Consider the following 16,643-nt stretch of genomic DNA (forward strand, 5'->3'; position numbering starts at 1 on the left):
GTATAAAAGGCATCAGAGATATATAATCTCTGATGCCTTTTAAGTGAATACAGATAAAATGAAAATATCTATATGGAATGATAAATATGTTAAGCTTCAATTACGCTAAGCATTCTGTTTATAAATGCAGCTGCGTGAGCACGTTGTGATGGTCCTTTTGGTACGAATTGATTAAATTCATTACCTTTTACAATTCCATATCCATACACTCTTTGTACTTCTTCTTTAGCGTAAATTAAGTTTTGGTCTACGAATGGTAGTTCAACTTGTTTTGCAAAAATACCAGCGTGTTTTAGAGAACGATCGATCATAATAACAGCTTCTTCGCGTGTAATTGTAGTATTTGGATCAAATGTATTATCACCACGTCCGCGGATTATGCCTGCGCTTGCTGCACGATTAATACCGTCTCTTAAAGATGGGTGTACTTGTTCTAAGTCTGTGAAATTAGCATTTCCACTTGGTAATTGTAAAGCACGAGTAATTAATGTAGCAAATTCAGCACGCGTTACAAGACGTTCTGGGAAGTACTTGCCGTTCCCTTCTCCTTGCATAATGCCTCTAGCTGCTAATTGACGAATGTCTTGTTCATACCATCCACCTGTAATGTCATCAGTTACGGGATTTTTTTGGTTTTCCTTATAGTATGTTTCAGTTCCTTTTAAGAAAGCATCCCATTGTCCGCGTTGAATCATAAACGCAGGGCAGTTTTTTCCTGACCAAAATTGGTGTTTTTGGACCTTATCTAGAGAAATATTTAAGTCGTTCATTAAATAAGCTGCCAATTTACGCGCATTTTCTACCGCTTTTTCATAGTTTCCATCTTGATTAACGGCAATTTCAATTCCGATAGATTCATAGTTTCCAGTTTTATTTCCAGCATGCCATCCAACTTCATTTACTGGAAGATGTTGATAAATTTCTTTATCATCTACTGTGAAATGCCAAGATGCAGCGCGATCAGCTGTTCCGCGTGCTTGATTATCTAAGAATTTTGCATGATTCAGAGCATTAGCACCTTTCGCTGTATTAGCCGTTTCGTGAATCGTAATATATTTAGGCACCATCGGGTAGCCAGGGCGAATATCGTCATTTCCTTTTGGGACAATCATTTCTTTAAATGTAACGCCATAAATATTGTTTGTTTGTAGAGCTTCTGGCGATCTCAATAAACTATTTTTAGCAGTACGACTGTTTTTTAATAATGAAGCTTTTGTACCTTCAAATGTAGCAGAAGGTGCATAAATCCATTTTGCTGTTTCATTTATTTGGACTTTAAACCAATTTCCAGCTTGTTCAGTAGGAGTTATGACTTGTGGCTCTAGTTTTCCTTCTTCTTTAAACGATTGGAACGGAAGTGCATGTATGGAAGCTTCTTCTTTTACGATTAATTTTTGGTTAGATAGTTTATGAATCTCTTGAACTTCTAAGCTATTATCATTGTTATCTATCCATCCAGCGCCAGTTGACGTCGTTATGTAATAAGCATTTCCTTTTTTCTTTGTCGCCGTTACGACTTGTTCTGTAATCTCGATATTCGATTTGTTTTTTAAATCATTCGCGGTATATAATGAATGTTTTTTTGAAGTGTATAGTAGGAATTGGCCAGTAACCTCGATATCTTCTTCATGAGTACTATGCTCATTAACATGTTCTTTAATACTTTTAAAAACTTGATCCTCCGTATATACTTCGGCAGATTTTTCAGCACTCTCTGCAAATGAATAAGTAGGTGCAAGAACAGTTTGTAATGCAAGAGAGAGAGTTAAAACACTATAAAATTTCTTTTTCATATTTGTTTTTAACACATTAGATTGTGGAATCTAGTGTTAACAGTCCTCCTTTTTATATTGTATTTTCACTATGTATCGATTTTAACACTAATAAATTTTAACAAGAGAAAATCATGATGTCTATATACATGAGCAATATTCATAAAAAGAATTATTTGAAAAAATGTAAGAGAAACAGGTAAAACCTTCTGTATTGACCTGTAAACGCCCTTCAAGTAAACTAAAGAGAGTTTGCAAATGAAAAGGTGATAATGTTGTTAATTTCAATTAAAACGTTACAAGATGATCGTTTTTTACGTCCGCTACAAAATATTGGCGGCTTATTTTTTGAAGATAGTACGATTGGATTTGAACAAGAGGAAGCAAATCTGATCGTTGATATACACATTGAGGATAATGTGAAAGCATCTGCTCAATTGACGGATGTTAGCACAGGAAATGTGTATGAAGAAACATTCTCGAAAGATTTATCTGCTTTCACAGATGAAAAAGAGCGTATGAAGCAAGTGAAGCACGTTGTTTCTTATGTATATCTTTCTGTTCTTCAGCAGTTAACTGGTATTGAACAAAGCTGGGGTATTTTAACGGGAGTACGTCCGACGAAACTTCTTCACAAAATGCTTCAAAATGGTATGTCAAAAGAAGAAGCGCATCAAGAACTTCGTGAAAGTTATTTAATTCATGAAGAGAAAATTGAACTTCTTCAGCGCATTGTTGATTGCCAATTAGCAGTTGTTCCGGATTTATACCGTTTGAAAGAAGAAGTAAGTATTTATATCGGTATTCCGTTCTGCCCAACGAAATGTGCATACTGTACATTCCCGGCTTATGCAATTAATGGACGCCAAGGATCTGTTGATTCGTTCTTAGGTGGTTTACATTATGAAGTTCGTGAAATTGGTAAGTTTTTAAAAGAAAAAGGTGTAAAAGTTACGACGATTTATTACGGCGGCGGTACACCTACAAGTATTACAGCAGAAGAGATGGATATGCTGTATGAAGAAATGTATGAAGCGTTCCCAGATGTGAAAAATGTGCGTGAAGTAACAGTTGAGGCAGGTCGCCCAGATACAATTACGCCAGCAAAGCTAGAAGTGTTAAATAAATGGAACATTGACCGTATTAGTATTAATCCACAGTCATACCATCAAGAGACACTAAAAGCAATTGGACGTCATCATACTGTAGAAGAAACAATTGAGAAATACCATTTAGCTCGTGAAATGGGAATGAACAATATTAATATGGACTTAATTATTGGTCTTCCTGGTGAAGGGTTAGATATCTTCAAGCATACGTTAGATGAAACAGAAAAGTTAATGCCAGAATCATTAACAGTTCATACGTTATCATTTAAACGTGCTTCTGAAATGACGCAAAACAAACGTAAATATAAAGTAGCAGGTCGCGAAGAAATTACAGCGATGATGCACGAAGCAGAAGAGTGGACGCAAAAGCATAATTACGTACCATATTACCTATATCGTCAAAAGAATATTTTAGGTAACTTAGAGAATGTTGGTTATGCAATGCCGACGCAAGAAAGTATTTACAACATTGTAATTATGGAAGAAGTACAATCAATTATCGGACTTGGTTGTGGTGCATCAAGTAAATTTGTTCATCCGAAGACGGGAGCAATTACGCACTTTGCGAATCCGAAAGATCCAAAATCATATAATGATGGCTTTGTGAAATATACAGAAGATAAACTGAAAATTTTAGAAGAGCTATTTGCATAAGAAGAAAGAGGTTGTTCCGACTCGGAACAACCTCTTTTTTATCCTGCAGTAACGGGCGGTCCGATTATATCTTGTCAGTTTTTGTCGGTAAGTCGATATATTCGAAAAATCGCTGATATAAATTGAGTTGTGGTTGATATATTTTGAAAATCGCCGATATAATTTCATTTACCGTCTAACGGTACCGTATGTAAAACTATGTCGATAATAATCAGAAAAATTAGTCAAATCATTAGAGGACAATGTCTACTTATGGACGAAATGATAGATTTATGAAAGAGAAAAGGGGGAAATTGTTGGCATGTATATGACGATAGGGAGAATTTTTGATTTATCAGTTGGTAAGTATCCAAATAAAGAGGCGTTAGTGGAACCTGAAAAAAATATTCGCTGGACGTATAAACAGTGGGATGAACAAATAAATAAAACAGCGCACGCTCTATTAGAAGAAGGGGTAAGAAAGGGAGATACGGTATCTGTTTACTTATATAATTGCCATGAATTTGTAAACGTTTACTTAGCCTGTGCGAAAATTGGAGCGATCTTTAACCCGATTAATTTCCGCTTAAAAGCGAAAGAAGTATCTTATATTCTTCAGGACGCATCCTCGAAAGTCGTTGTCTTTGAAAAAGCAGTTGAGTCAACTGTTGCTATAATTGAAAGAGATTTTCCAAATACATCTTTTTGGTCTATAGAAAACGATAAACCTTCCTATGCAAGTTCCTACCATGAAAAAGTGAATGAAGCATCTTCTGAGAAAGTAAATATCGAAATTGATGAAATGGATTATTGTTCAATGCTTTATACGAGCGGTACGACTGGGCATCCGAAAGGCGTATTACATCGTCATCGCGAAATGACTGAGCATAGTATGATTTGTACGTATTTCCTTAAATATAATAGAGATAGTGTTGGGCTTGTTGTTGCGCCTTTATATCACTGTGGTGAATTAAATGCCGGAATCATACCACGCATTCAAGTTGGCGGAAAGAATGTTATTTTGCATCATTTTGATACAGAAACAGTATTACATACGATTCAAGAAGAAAAGATTACGACGTTCTTTGCAGCGCCGACGATGTGGAATATGTTGTTGCAAAAAGATTTAGCTCAGTATGATTTAACGTCAATGAAAATCGGTATATATGGCGGAGCAGCAATGGCACCGGCGTTAGTGAAGGAATGTAAAGAACGTCTTTATATTGATCTTGTTCAAATATACGGAATGACAGAAATGGGGCCAGTTGTTGCGTTTCTCGTAGAGGAGGATCAAATTACGAAAGCTGGTTCAGCAGGCACGCCATGTTTTAGCCATGAAGTTCGTATTGTGAAACCGAACGAGGATGCACCGGCAGAACCAGATGATGTATTACCTCCTTATGAAGTGGGAGAAATTATTTTACGCGGCCCAACTATAATGGCTGGCTATCATAATCGTGAAGAAGCGAATAAAAAATCGATGTATAAAGGATGGTATCATTCTGGTGATCTAGGCTATTTTGATAAAGACGGTTATTTATTCGTTGCTGATCGCGTTGATGATATGGTAATTAGCGGTGGCGTAAACATTTATCCTCGTGAAATTGAAGATTTCCTTCATAGTCATCCAGGTATATTAGATGTGGCGGTACTTGGTGAGCCAGATGAATTATGGGGAGAGCGTGTTGTGGCAGTTATTGTGAAGAAAGATGAAACAATAACAGAAGCTGATTTAGAAACGTATTGCAAAGAAAGTGATGAACTAGCAGATTATAAACGTCCGCGTCATTATTTATTTGTAGATGAACTCCCTCGTAATGCGAGCGGGAAGTTGCAGAAGTTTGTACTGAGGGAGTCGTTGAAAGGTGCGAAAAAATAGAAAATGCAGGATGCCCCATATCTATGGGGTATCCTGCATTTTTCTGTATTAAACAGAAGAAACAATATCTTTGTTAATTCTCATTTCTTCTTGGTGAAGGTTAATTAGCGCATTTGAAATAAGGTGGAAAAACAAAAGGGATGTAATGCACAAAAAGAAAAGACACCCTAAGGTGCCTCTCTCCGACTTGAACCATTTCATTTCATACGAATCGGAATCTATCCGTATTACCATTACCCCTTTGTTATGAGTGTAAACACACACTATAAAGCAGAATCGTCTATATACACTAGATTGTTAGTTCACAAAAGACAAGAGATTTGAGATCAATATCGAAGTGACGCCACATCCCCTATAATAATTGATATGTTACGCCTTTTAAAAGAATCTGCTTTATAGAACGTGCCCACAAGTTATATTTTACTACATGTAATATTCATTTAGTGTATTTTTTGATGAATATGTATAATTACATAAACTGTATGAAAAAAAAGAGAGTATACTCTAATATTGTGTAATAAAGATGAAGCCCGCCTACGAATAGGGGGCTTTTCTTACTTTTTATAAATATTTATTCCAATTATATTATCAGATGAGTCTAAACGAATATAAACGTCAGCTGATAAAAGGTGTGCATTATATATTCGTTGTTTATATGTTGATATCTCGAAGCGTTTTCCATTTAATTCACATTCTAGAATAATCATATCGCCATGTTCTTTCCAAGTTATTAATTTAGCAGTTGTATTCATATAAACCTCCTCTGAATCATTTTATGAAAATTAATAGAGATAGTGTGAGAAAGGAGTTTATATAACAAAAAAAGACACCTTAAGTGTCTTCTTTGATTACTATAAAAGTCGTTGAATAAAATAGGTTTCTATTTTTATTTGCGTGAAAAGCCTTCTTCATCAAGGTATTCCGCAGCTTCTGGATAAGAGTTGAATGTACCGTCTAAGTTTACACCAGCGTACACGTTCCACATGTCATCCTCTGAAATAAGAGTAAGAATATGACCATCTTCGTTCTGCCATTCTTCTTCTTTCGCAGGTTCTACAGGTGCTACTACTTCTTCTTGTGATAGAAGGTCAATTGATTTCTCAATTACTGAACGTAACTCCTCTGCTGAAAACTCACGGATGTTAACCATGCCTTTATCATCTGTTTTATAACCTTTAATACCGCTTGCATATACAAATCCATTTCCATTTGGGTGTAAATGAAATACAACGTTCTTTTTATCTAAACGACTTTCTTCAAAGTGGAAGTTTACACGTTTTAATGATACGTTCTTTCTTTCTAGTTCTGGGAAAGATTCAATAATCGATAATTTTTCTTCAAAAGTTAGCATAGTGCCTCCAAGTATATAGTAAAAGATTTAATTTGTTCATTATAGCATAGTTGCAATTGTTTCCAAAGATAAGGGGAAAACTTTTCGTTGAATACGTTTACGTCACGAGAATGTAAAAAGTGAGCTAACGAATGTATCTTTTTAGGTGTACAATGGAACATGGACTTTATACAAAGGTGGTTTTTTTATGTTTCAAAAAATAGCAAAGGAATGTTTAGCAGGATTTACTGTTGCGATTGTTGCGTTACCACTTGCGATTGCATTTGGTATTGCCGCGACAGGAACGTCTGAGGGAGCGCTTGTTGGATTGTATGGTGCGATTTTTGCAGGTTTATTCGCAGCGTTATTTGGCGGGACACCTGGGCAAGTAACAGGGCCAACTGGACCAATTACCGTTATTGCAACAGGAGTTATTGCGACGCACGGGTTAGAGGCAAGTTTTATTGCCTTTATGATGGCAGGGTTATTTCAAATTTTATTCGGTGTATGTAAGCTCGGTTCTTACGTTCGATATATTCCGTATCCTGTCGTTTCGGGGTTTATGAATGGTATTGCATTAATCATTATTTTAGGCGAAATAAAGCACGTACAAAATAGTTTTTTACTTGTTGTGTTAACGATTATTGTAATGATTGTTTCTGGTAAATGGATTAAGGCGATTCCGTCTAGTTTAGTAGCACTAGTCGGTGTGACAGCTTTGCTTCCTTTATTTTCTTCCTTACTCGAAGGACTTACAGTAAAGTTACCGATTATCGGAAATCTTTCACTAAATAAAGTAATTGAAAAGATTGGAACCATTCCAGAAGCGATGCCTACGCTTCATATTCCATCTTTAAGTGGAACAGGAATAGCAGCACTTATTTTGCCAGCGCTTAGTATTGCTTTATTAGGATCGATTGACTCGTTGTTAACATCGGTCGTAATGGATAATGTGACAGGTACACGTCATAAAAGTAATAAAGAACTGGTCGGACAAGGTATCGGTAATATGATGAGCGGATTGTTTGGCGGATTAGCAGGTGCAGGTGCGACTGTAAGGTCTATCGTGAATATAAGAAGTGGCGGTAAAACGGCACTTTCGGCATGTATGCATAGTGTTATCTTATTTATTTTTATTATGGGTCTTGGTTCGGTCGTACAATATATTCCACTTGCTGTATTATCAGGTATTTTAATTTTAACTGGTATTGGAATGTTCGATTGGGGAAGCATGAAAAAGATGCATGTCGCTCCTAAAGGTGATGTCGTTGTTATGCTCGTAACGATGATTGTAACGGTGAAGTTCGATTTAATGATTGCTGTTGCATTCGGTATTATTCTTTCGTTCATCATATATATGGTGAAATGTAAAGAACGCAAAACTTCTATCGTAAAAGAAAAAGAAGAAACGTACACAATTCAAGGACCGCTCTCTTTCCTATCAGTAGATCGTATTTTCTCTACTTTACAAGATGTGAAGTCACCGGTTGTTTTACGTATGAAAGATGTGCGTTATATGGATGTATCAGGAGCTATGGCATTATTAAATTTTGTTGAGCAATCAAATAAAGTAGGAGCAAGTGTAAAGCTTGAGCAAGTACATCCGAGTATTGAAAAAACAATCGCAGTAATGGCAAGCGATGAACAGAAAGAGCAATTGAAAATTTTAAGTGTTTAGATAGTAATTAGAATATCTCACAATCTTACATAAATTATAATGTAGAGTTGTGGGATATTTTTATAATGTTTTTAGTAATATGTATCGCAGTGATAGAGAGGAAGGGCTCTTTTTGCGTAACAGAAACGGTTATAGTGTGTACATATATAATGGAAGGAATTAGAAAAAATATTGTGAAGAGACAGGCTTAAATGGGTTCTCTTTTCTATTTTGAAAAAAAAACCAAGTATTCAACCTATAATAAATTTGTTATGATAACCAATGGGATAAAGTGAATTCCTATCGTTTAAAACAATATGTTTGAGAGTATATGTATAAAAGAAAAGAGAAAAAATATGAATAAAACATTTGTAAAAGGAGCAGCAATTTTAACCATTACAACTTTTTTGTCGAAATTGCTGGGTAGTTTTTTTCAAATTCCATTACAAAATATTGCAGGAGATGAAGTGCTCGGTATTTTCCGCCTTGTTTTTCCTGTATATATGATTGCTCTTACATTATCGGTAGCCGGAGTTCCACTTGCAATTTCGAAACTAATTGCAGAGTTGAACGAAAAAAATAAGCAAAAGGAAATTGCGAAATTATTTAAATCAGCTTCAATTATTGGGATAGCATTTGGCGTTTTCGGCTGTTTAGTCATTGTATTATTTTCTATTGAAATTGCAAATATGCTTGGTGGACAAGAAACTAGAATGCCGTTGCTTATTACTTCATTAGCGTTACTCATTGCGCCATACATGGCGGTGTATAGAGGGTATTTTCAAGGTTTCGGTGATATGAAACCAACAGGGGTATCACAGGTCATTGAGCAATTTGTACGTGTGTTTTTTATGTTAATAATTGCTTACATACTAGTATCATGGGATAAGAGTAATACTGTTATTACTAGTGGTGCGATGGTTGGCTCTTTTCTTGGAGTCATTAGTTCGCTTATATATTTGCGTATAAAATATAATAGAAGTCCATACTACAATAAAAGCAATTCCTATTCGCTCCGAGATTTAAGAGAAAACGGCAAAAAGATATTGCGGGTATCGATCCCAATCGCTATTGGAGCTTTATCAATGCCACTTTTAAATTTAGTAGACTCGCTTACAATACCGCATGTATTACAAGGATCATCAACAGAAATTCAAGAACAATTTGGAATATACAGTCGCGGTTTTGCATTCACGCAAATAATTGTTATTTTTGCAAGCGCAATTGTATTTCCGTTAATACCACTCTTAACTTCCGCATTGGCCAAAAGAGATATAAATTTGGCGAAAATAACAATTCAAAATACAAATCGACTAGCGCATGTTTTGACAGCACCGTTAACAATATGGTTGATGGCATTAACAGTACCGTTAAATGTCGGATTGTTCACAGATGTAAAAGGCAGTAGTATGTTAACAGTTATGATTGGCAGTTCGTATTTTACTGCGGTTATGGTATTATCAATAGGTGTTTTACAGGGCATTAACCGTTCTGCACAAGCTGCATGGATTGTTATTGGTGCGAGTTGTGTGAAAGTCGTGTTAAACATAATGTTCGTGCAGAAGTTTGGCATAGATGGAGCGGCGTATAGTACATTAATTACTTACGTATTGATTTGTATTGTAAATCATTTGTATATTCGAAGCTATATTGCCTATTCTATTCATTTAAAAAGCTTTTTTGGTGTGCTAGCAATAGCATGTATTTTGGGACTAGGATTGTATGAATTATGTAATGTGATAAATATTACATCTTCAAGAATTATGACGTTATTATTCAGTGGTATAGCATTAAGTATTACAACCATTTTGTATGGTGTATGTGCTTTGAAATTAAAATGGATATCAATAAACAAAATACCATTTTTAAAAAGATAAATATAGAAATTTAATTTTTTATTATAATTCATATGAACTGATAAAGAGGAAACTATGTAGGGTATCAAGTGTTTAGGTAAGGAATGGGTACTAGTTTATGTTAGATGAAATAAATGGTTACCTAGTTTTGGAGGAGATTTAGGGTGCGTTTAGTCTTATCAGGATATTATGGTTTTTATAATGTTGGAGACGAGGCGATTCTACAATCAATTATTGAATCGTTAAGTAAAGAGAACCCGGATATAGAACTAGTAGTACTATCAAATGATTCTAAATATACAAAGGAAATGTATGGTGTAGAATCGGTAGATCGCTGGGATATAAAAGCTGTTTATCATGCGATAAAAAACAGTGATGGAGTTATTAGCGGTGGCGGGAGCCTTCTTCAAGATCAGACAAGTACGAAGAGTATTCTATATTATACGGGTATTATGGGACTCGCTCGATTATTAAAAAAGCCGTATTATATTTATTCACAAGGAATAGGTCCAATTACAAAAGGATATAATCGTCTATTAGTAAAATGGAACTTGTCAAAAGCTTCCTATGTATCAGTTCGAGATGAGGATTCGTTTTTATATTTAAAAGAACTTGGCATAAAAAACGATATTGAAATTGTTCCAGACCCTGTTTTAACATGGAAACGGACAAAACAATCGGATTGGTTGCAAAAGCATTCGATACATGGAAAAGTAATTGCGGTTAGTGTGCGTTATTGGAATGCAAAAGAAGATTATATAAAAAAATTAGCTGCGGCATTAAAAAAATTAAAGCAAGAAGGATACCAAATTCTATTTGTTCCAATGCATGAGCCATTTGATCAAAAAGCTTCGCGTGAAGTAGTAGACTTAATGGGAGAAGAGACGTATATGCTTCCATATAAAATGGATATCGACGAGAAAATATTCATTTTATCACAATGTTCATTACTAATTGGTATGCGTCTTCATGCACTAGTTTTTTCTGCTGTAGCCAAAACTCCAATGGTCGGGATTTCATACGATCCAAAAATTGATTCGTTTTTAAGTCAAGTGAATCAGCCAGTTATAGGAAGTGTGGATGGCGAATGGAGTGCTGAATATTTATATGAAATTGCGAAAAAGCAATTAATGCAACAAGGAACTGTGCAGCAAGAGTTACAATTGACAATAGATGAGCTTCGGTTGCAAGGCAAACAGGCAACAAAGAAACTCATTGATCATATGGAAAAAGGCACTTTATTAAAAAAGTAAAGTGTCTTTTATTTTGTTTTGAATGTAATGAAAATTCAAATTAAAAAACGTTTTATTTTAATTCCTATTTATTATGCTAAAATGATTGTGATTATTATATAATCAAATTTGTGATAATAAATTCGTAGATTACGAGGAGGATAACCTTGAAGACTTTTTCAAAAGGTATAACAGCAGTGGCATTAACGGGATCATTACTTTTAACTCCTATTTCAAGTTATGCGGCAAATGATGATATTACAGGACATATGTTTGAGACGAATATGCGCTCACTTATTACTAAAGGAGTTTTAATGGGGTATGGAGACAATGTATATGCGCCTGATAAATTAGTAACAAGAGCAGAGTTTGCTACATTCATAGCGAGGGCTTTAAATTTACCGAAAGCTGATTCGAATTTCGAGGATGTGCCGAAGACTTACGGTTTATATGATGGTGTAAGTAGAGCATATGGAGCGAAAATTATTAATGGTCGTACGAACGAGACGTTCTCACCAAATGATGTGATTACACGTGAAGAAATGTCGATAATGGTAAAGCGAGCGTTAGACTATAAAAATATTAAAGTAGCTGTAAGTCCGCTTACCTTTACTGATAAAGATAGTATTAACTATAAAGAGCATGTGCAAGTTATGGTGGCTACTCAAATTATTAAAGGGTATCCAGAAGATAATACATTTAGACCACATTTATCAGCTACAAGAGGGATGGCTTCAGCTATGTTGGATCGCATGCTTCAGACGATTGAAAAAAACGGAAATAGCAATCCTGTAGAAACTAAGAAATATGTCGTGACAAATGTAAGAGAAAACGGAACAGAGCAAGAAGTAGAGCGCTATAATACGTATAAAGAAGCGGTTACCGCTGCTCAAAATAAAGGTATGAATGCGGTAAAATACGAGAACGAATTTTTATGGATTAAAGATGGTTTTGCAAGTGCGAAAAGAATAACTGGGCAAAACATCATTAATATTTATGATGAGAATTTATCAACAGTATATACGTATATTCAGTATGGAACAGAATTGAAAGTGTTAGAAGTTGGCGAAGATCGTGTGAAAGTTCAACTTTCTGGTTTGACAGGTTATGTGAAGAAGAATGAAATCACTTTAATTCCTACCAATGAAATGAAACAGTCGTCTTATTATGTGAAATCAGATGGATATTTATACCATAAATATTATACATATAATACAAGTTCACCTGGATATACAGAATTTAGATATGGTGTGGCACCTTCTTTCATGAAGCAAGGACAGCAAATGTATAGTGTAGATGGAAAGACATTTGGAGACGAAACTTTCTATCAATATTTCAATTATTTATCATTACGTTCGAAAACAGATTATACAGCTGAACAACTAGATAGTTATGTGAAATCGATTAAGCCAGACTCTCCATTAATTGGTTTAGGAAAGAAATTTAAAGAAGTAGAAAGCAAGTATAATGTAAATGCATTATTCTTATATTCATTAGCAATTCATGAAAGTTATTATGGAACAAGCGCTCTTGCAAAAGACAAAAATAATTTATTTGGTTTAAAAGCAACAGACGATAGTCCATATGGTAACGGAGAAGCATTCAATTCAAAAGAAGATTGTATTGAACATGCAGCAAAATTATACATGAATGAAGGATATTTAAATCCAGGACATTGGCGTTATACAGCAACATATACAGGTGATAAAGCTGCTGGTTTAAATGCGAAATATGCATCTGATGCGAACTGGGGTAAAAAAGTAGCGGGGCATATGAACCGTTTTGATTCTTATTTAGGTAAAAAAGAATACAACAAGTACAAACTTGCACGTGTGATGAATAACGTGGAAGTGAAAAAGAATCCTAGTATATCAAATGAGCGACTGTATCGTTTAAATACAAATGTAGTTGTCACAGTTACTGGTGAAGAAATAATAAATGGAAAAGCGTGGGTTAAAGTTATTTCAGATAATCCTACTGTAACAGAAGCGTATATTGCAAAAGAAAGCTTAGAGTACGTAAAACATTAATTAAATAAAAAAGAAGGTGCTACTAATATTTCGTAGCACCTTCTTTTTATCCCGCTATTTGCCGGGCAGTAATCCCCCACCTCAAAATTCAGTGGAAGCAAGGAAGTTAGGTGGGGAATGAACTGCCCGTAAAAGCCCGATTGGTTCAACTAATAATCAGTGGGGGATGAACAAAACCCCCACTGATTAAAGTTTCACTTTATTCAATTTCAAAATCAACAATGATATAGGCGAGTATAACAACGAAGAAAATGCTAACGGCTGGCGCTGTTAATACGTGGCCAGACATAAAGCCAATGCCAAGTGATAGAATGAGTGTGCTCGCTAATAGCATATACTTTACGCTCATGATTTTCTTAAAGTTTGTGATCATGCGGATGAATAATTTAATACCAAAGTATAGAAGTGGTATTAAGTAAATAAGGAAACCGACAATTCCAAATGCGAAAAATAGGTCATGGAAGTCCATTTCAATTAATTTAATTTTATCTGTGTAGTTACCAGCGTAACCCATTCCGAATAGTTTTTGTGAAAGCGGTGCGTCTTTATAGTACTGTTTGTATGTTTTTAAGAATTTGTCGCGATCGCTGTAAATTAAACTTTTTACTTCAGAATCTGTAAGTTCACCTTTTGCATGTTTTTTTGCATCTTCTGGATCTTCTTTAATTACTTTTCCTTCTTTTCGATCTTTCTCTTCTTGTACTGATTTTTTGTATTCGTATATTTGCATGTGAATGCCCATATTTTTTGCGATAGGAGTATGTGGTGTAAGAGCAATTAAACCTCCTAGTATAACAGCGGCAACAACGGTATTTACAATATGTGTGAATCCTTTTCCTTCTTTTTTACGATTTATCATATATTCAATGAATGAGAAGAAAAGTGCTACGCCTAATGTAATAACAATTGCGCCATATCCGACTTTCGTTCCGACCATAATACTTGCATACATCGCAAGTATTGTTGGAATCCAGTAATATATTTTTGAGAAAGAAGTTGTTTTATGAATCGAATATAAGACAATGATTGGGAACATAATGGCGAAAAGAGAACTTAAATCATTTCCAGCGAAGAACCAACCTCTTGAACCGATTTTTGAGTGAGGATAGCTTGGGAAATCCGTTCCAGTTTGCATTGCGACAATCATTGTGATGCTTAAAATTAAAGTTGCATATAAGAAATATGTAATGATTTTATGAAATACATACTCTTTATTTTTTAGCTCTTTAAAGGCGATAATATATCCAAACAGTAGCACAATTGGATATACGCTCTTTAAGATAAATTTAACTTCTTCTCCAAATGAAACTGGAGATTTAACCATCATATTATTTACAAGACCGATTGCGAGTGCGATTCCGAGTAAACATAAATAGAAGATGTACTTTTTCGCATCTTGTTGTTTGTGATGAAGAAGTAGGTATCCTAATGCAAGAAGCATAAAGGCGAAACGGACTACAACTCCAACTGTTGCGCTCATGTGTAGTATATAGATTGAAAAAGATGTTAATAAATCTAAAATTGGTTGAAACACAATGAATAGCAATAGGAAATGTGGGAAGTAGTTATCCGTTTGTTTCAACTTATTAACCATATGTTCCTCCAGTTCTTCATTCCTTTATTACAACACCCAAAAGATGGGTATAAAGCCTTTTTTACATAGTAAGGCGAATGAATTTCAATATTTGTTTTTTATCAAACTTAAGAATACACCATTTCATTGTAATGGTAAATAGATGAAAAGCATGGATAAACCGACTTTAATTTCTATATTTTTCAACGGAATTGTATGTTTTATACGGTATATGTACAAATTGCGAGATTATTAGACAGAAAATTGAGAAAAAAGAAGGATTTTTCAGTGGTTTTCTATAATTATATAAGTATAATCTTTATGGAGAAAAGAGGGGTATATATAATGGAAATAACAAGTAAAACAGAATCTGTCGTTGTGAAATATGAAGGGCACGTTGCAACGGTTATGGTCAACCGCCCAGAGGTGTTAAATGCGTTAGATGAGCCGACCTTAAAAGAGTTATTACAAAAGTTGAAAGAAGTAGCGGAAAGTTCTGCGCATATCGTTGTGTTATGCGGGAACGGTCGTGGTTTTTCTGCGGGTGGGGATATTAAATCGATGCTTTCAAGTAATGATGAAAGTAAGTTTGATGGCATTATGAATACTATTTCTGAAGTTATCGTGACGTTATATACGATGCCAAAGCTTGTTATTAGTGCAATTCATGGACCAACTGCAGGTCTTGGGTTAAGTATTGCGTTAACAGCTGATTATGTAATGGCGGATATATCATCTGTTATTGCGATGAACTTTATTGGAATCGCTTTAATTCCAGATGGAGGCGGTCATTTCTTCCTTCAAAAGCGCGTCGGTGAAAATATGACGAAGCAAATTATTTGGGAAGGCAAGAAATTATCGGCGAGCGAAGCACTTGATATCGGCTTAATTGATGAAGTAATCGGCGAAGATTTCCAAACGGCTGTGAAGAAAAAAATTAATGAATGGTCACAAAAACCGATTAAAGCAATGATTCAAACGAAGCAAATTTTATGTGAAGTAAATCGCTCTAATTTAGAGCAAACATTGCAATTAGAAAAGCGTGGTCAATATGCAATGAGACAAACAGCGGATCATAAAGAAGGTATTGCTGCGTTTTTAGAGAAACGTTTACCAGCATTTAAAGGGGAATAAAGTTTGTCCATTCCTCACTGATTATTAGCTCGTTAATTCGGGATAAAGGGGAGAAAGTGCTAACACATTTTAGTATAATTGTGTTAGCACTTTTTTTAGGAGTAATACATGAAGAAAATGATTGGTGTTATCACTATTATTTTGCTTACATATTCTGCTTTGCATAGTACACCATCTTTGGCAGTTCGGACTGCGTTATTTTTTGAGGGACATCCAAGTGTTGCATTTTCTGACGGGGTGACGAAAGAAAAAGATGTGAAAAAAGAAGCGATTCCAGATGAGTATCAAACTCTATATGGTAAGGACGAAGACTTAGAGCACTATTTCTTTCCACATGTAAGAGCACATGGATCAGGAATTGATATGTTAAGTGCATGCGTGAAGAAAAAATGGTTTTTCTATAAAGCAGAGCTCGGATGTTATTAAATATAGGAGGAT

Annotated in this window: 12 protein-coding genes; 8 read left to right on the plus strand and 4 right to left on the minus strand. The window is 35.0% G+C overall.

What is annotated here, in order from left to right:
- Window positions 1-89: 89 nt before the first annotated feature.
- The gene (locus DN404_RS24470; protein WP_044307491.1) at window positions 90-1,793 is read right to left on the minus strand and encodes an S-layer homology domain-containing protein; all 1,704 of its coding nucleotides are present in this window, start codon (window positions 1,791-1,793) and stop codon (window positions 90-92) included.
- Between the two features lie 251 nt (window positions 1,794-2,044).
- Between DN404_RS24470 and DN404_RS24475 the strand changes: the two genes are divergently transcribed.
- Both DN404_RS24475 and DN404_RS24480 read left to right on the plus strand, forming a co-directional pair.
- Window positions 2,045-3,535 (plus strand): coproporphyrinogen III oxidase, encoded by a 1,491-nt coding sequence (locus DN404_RS24475; RefSeq protein ID WP_002164625.1) that lies wholly within the window; start codon window positions 2,045-2,047, stop codon window positions 3,533-3,535.
- Window positions 3,536-3,836: 301 nt separating this feature from the next.
- Complete coding sequence (locus DN404_RS24480; RefSeq protein ID WP_149215553.1) at window positions 3,837-5,393, plus strand: fatty acid--CoA ligase; 1,557 nt, start codon at window positions 3,837-3,839, stop codon at window positions 5,391-5,393.
- A 554-nt stretch (window positions 5,394-5,947) separates the two neighbouring features.
- Here DN404_RS24480 and DN404_RS24485 read toward each other — a convergent pair.
- The gene (locus DN404_RS24485) at window positions 5,948-6,145 is read right to left on the minus strand and encodes a hypothetical protein (RefSeq protein ID WP_001098262.1); all 198 of its coding nucleotides are present in this window, start codon (window positions 6,143-6,145) and stop codon (window positions 5,948-5,950) included.
- A gap of 134 nt (window positions 6,146-6,279) precedes the next feature.
- Window positions 6,280-6,744 (minus strand): hypothetical protein, encoded by a 465-nt coding sequence (locus tag DN404_RS24490; protein WP_000954998.1) that lies wholly within the window; start codon window positions 6,742-6,744, stop codon window positions 6,280-6,282.
- Between the two features lie 187 nt (window positions 6,745-6,931).
- On the opposite strand from DN404_RS24490, the gene DN404_RS24495 reads away from it, so the two are divergent.
- The 4 genes from DN404_RS24495 to DN404_RS24510 all read left to right on the plus strand — a co-directional run bounded on the left by DN404_RS24495 (window position 6,932) and on the right by DN404_RS24510 (window position 13,498).
- Window positions 6,932-8,401, plus strand: coding sequence for a SulP family inorganic anion transporter (locus tag DN404_RS24495; protein ID WP_000486654.1), 1,470 nt, complete (start codon window positions 6,932-6,934; stop codon window positions 8,399-8,401).
- A 335-nt stretch (window positions 8,402-8,736) separates the two neighbouring features.
- Entirely contained in the window at window positions 8,737-10,257 is a 1,521-nt protein-coding gene (locus DN404_RS24500) for a putative polysaccharide biosynthesis protein (RefSeq protein ID WP_006919753.1), read from the plus strand.
- Window positions 10,258-10,400: 143 nt separating this feature from the next.
- Window positions 10,401-11,489 carry a polysaccharide pyruvyl transferase CsaB gene (gene csaB, locus DN404_RS24505; protein WP_001241591.1) on the plus strand — a complete coding sequence of 363 codons (1,089 nt, stop codon included), beginning with the start codon at window positions 10,401-10,403 and terminating at the stop codon, window positions 11,487-11,489.
- A 146-nt stretch (window positions 11,490-11,635) separates the two neighbouring features.
- A complete protein-coding gene (locus tag DN404_RS24510; protein WP_000847506.1) occupies window positions 11,636-13,498 on the plus strand; it encodes an S-layer homology domain-containing protein in 1,863 nt (620 codons plus the stop codon).
- A 199-nt stretch (window positions 13,499-13,697) separates the two neighbouring features.
- On the opposite strand, the gene DN404_RS24515 is transcribed toward DN404_RS24510, so the two are convergent.
- On the minus strand, window positions 13,698-15,092 hold the full coding sequence (locus DN404_RS24515; protein ID WP_016121969.1) for an O-antigen ligase family protein: 1,395 nt from the start codon (window positions 15,090-15,092) through the stop codon (window positions 13,698-13,700).
- A 300-nt stretch (window positions 15,093-15,392) separates the two neighbouring features.
- Between DN404_RS24515 and DN404_RS24520 the strand changes: the two genes are divergently transcribed.
- Complete coding sequence (locus DN404_RS24520; protein ID WP_149215584.1) at window positions 15,393-16,205, plus strand: enoyl-CoA hydratase; 813 nt, start codon at window positions 15,393-15,395, stop codon at window positions 16,203-16,205.
- Window positions 16,206-16,313: 108 nt separating this feature from the next.
- Complete coding sequence (locus DN404_RS24525; RefSeq protein WP_000738198.1) at window positions 16,314-16,631, plus strand: hypothetical protein; 318 nt, start codon at window positions 16,314-16,316, stop codon at window positions 16,629-16,631.
- Window positions 16,632-16,643: the final 12 nt, after the last annotated feature.

The sequence above is a fragment of the Bacillus sp. TE8-1 genome (assembly GCF_008368855.1).
GTDB classification, from domain to species: Bacteria; Bacillota; Bacilli; order Bacillales; family Bacillaceae_G; genus Bacillus_A; species Bacillus_A cereus.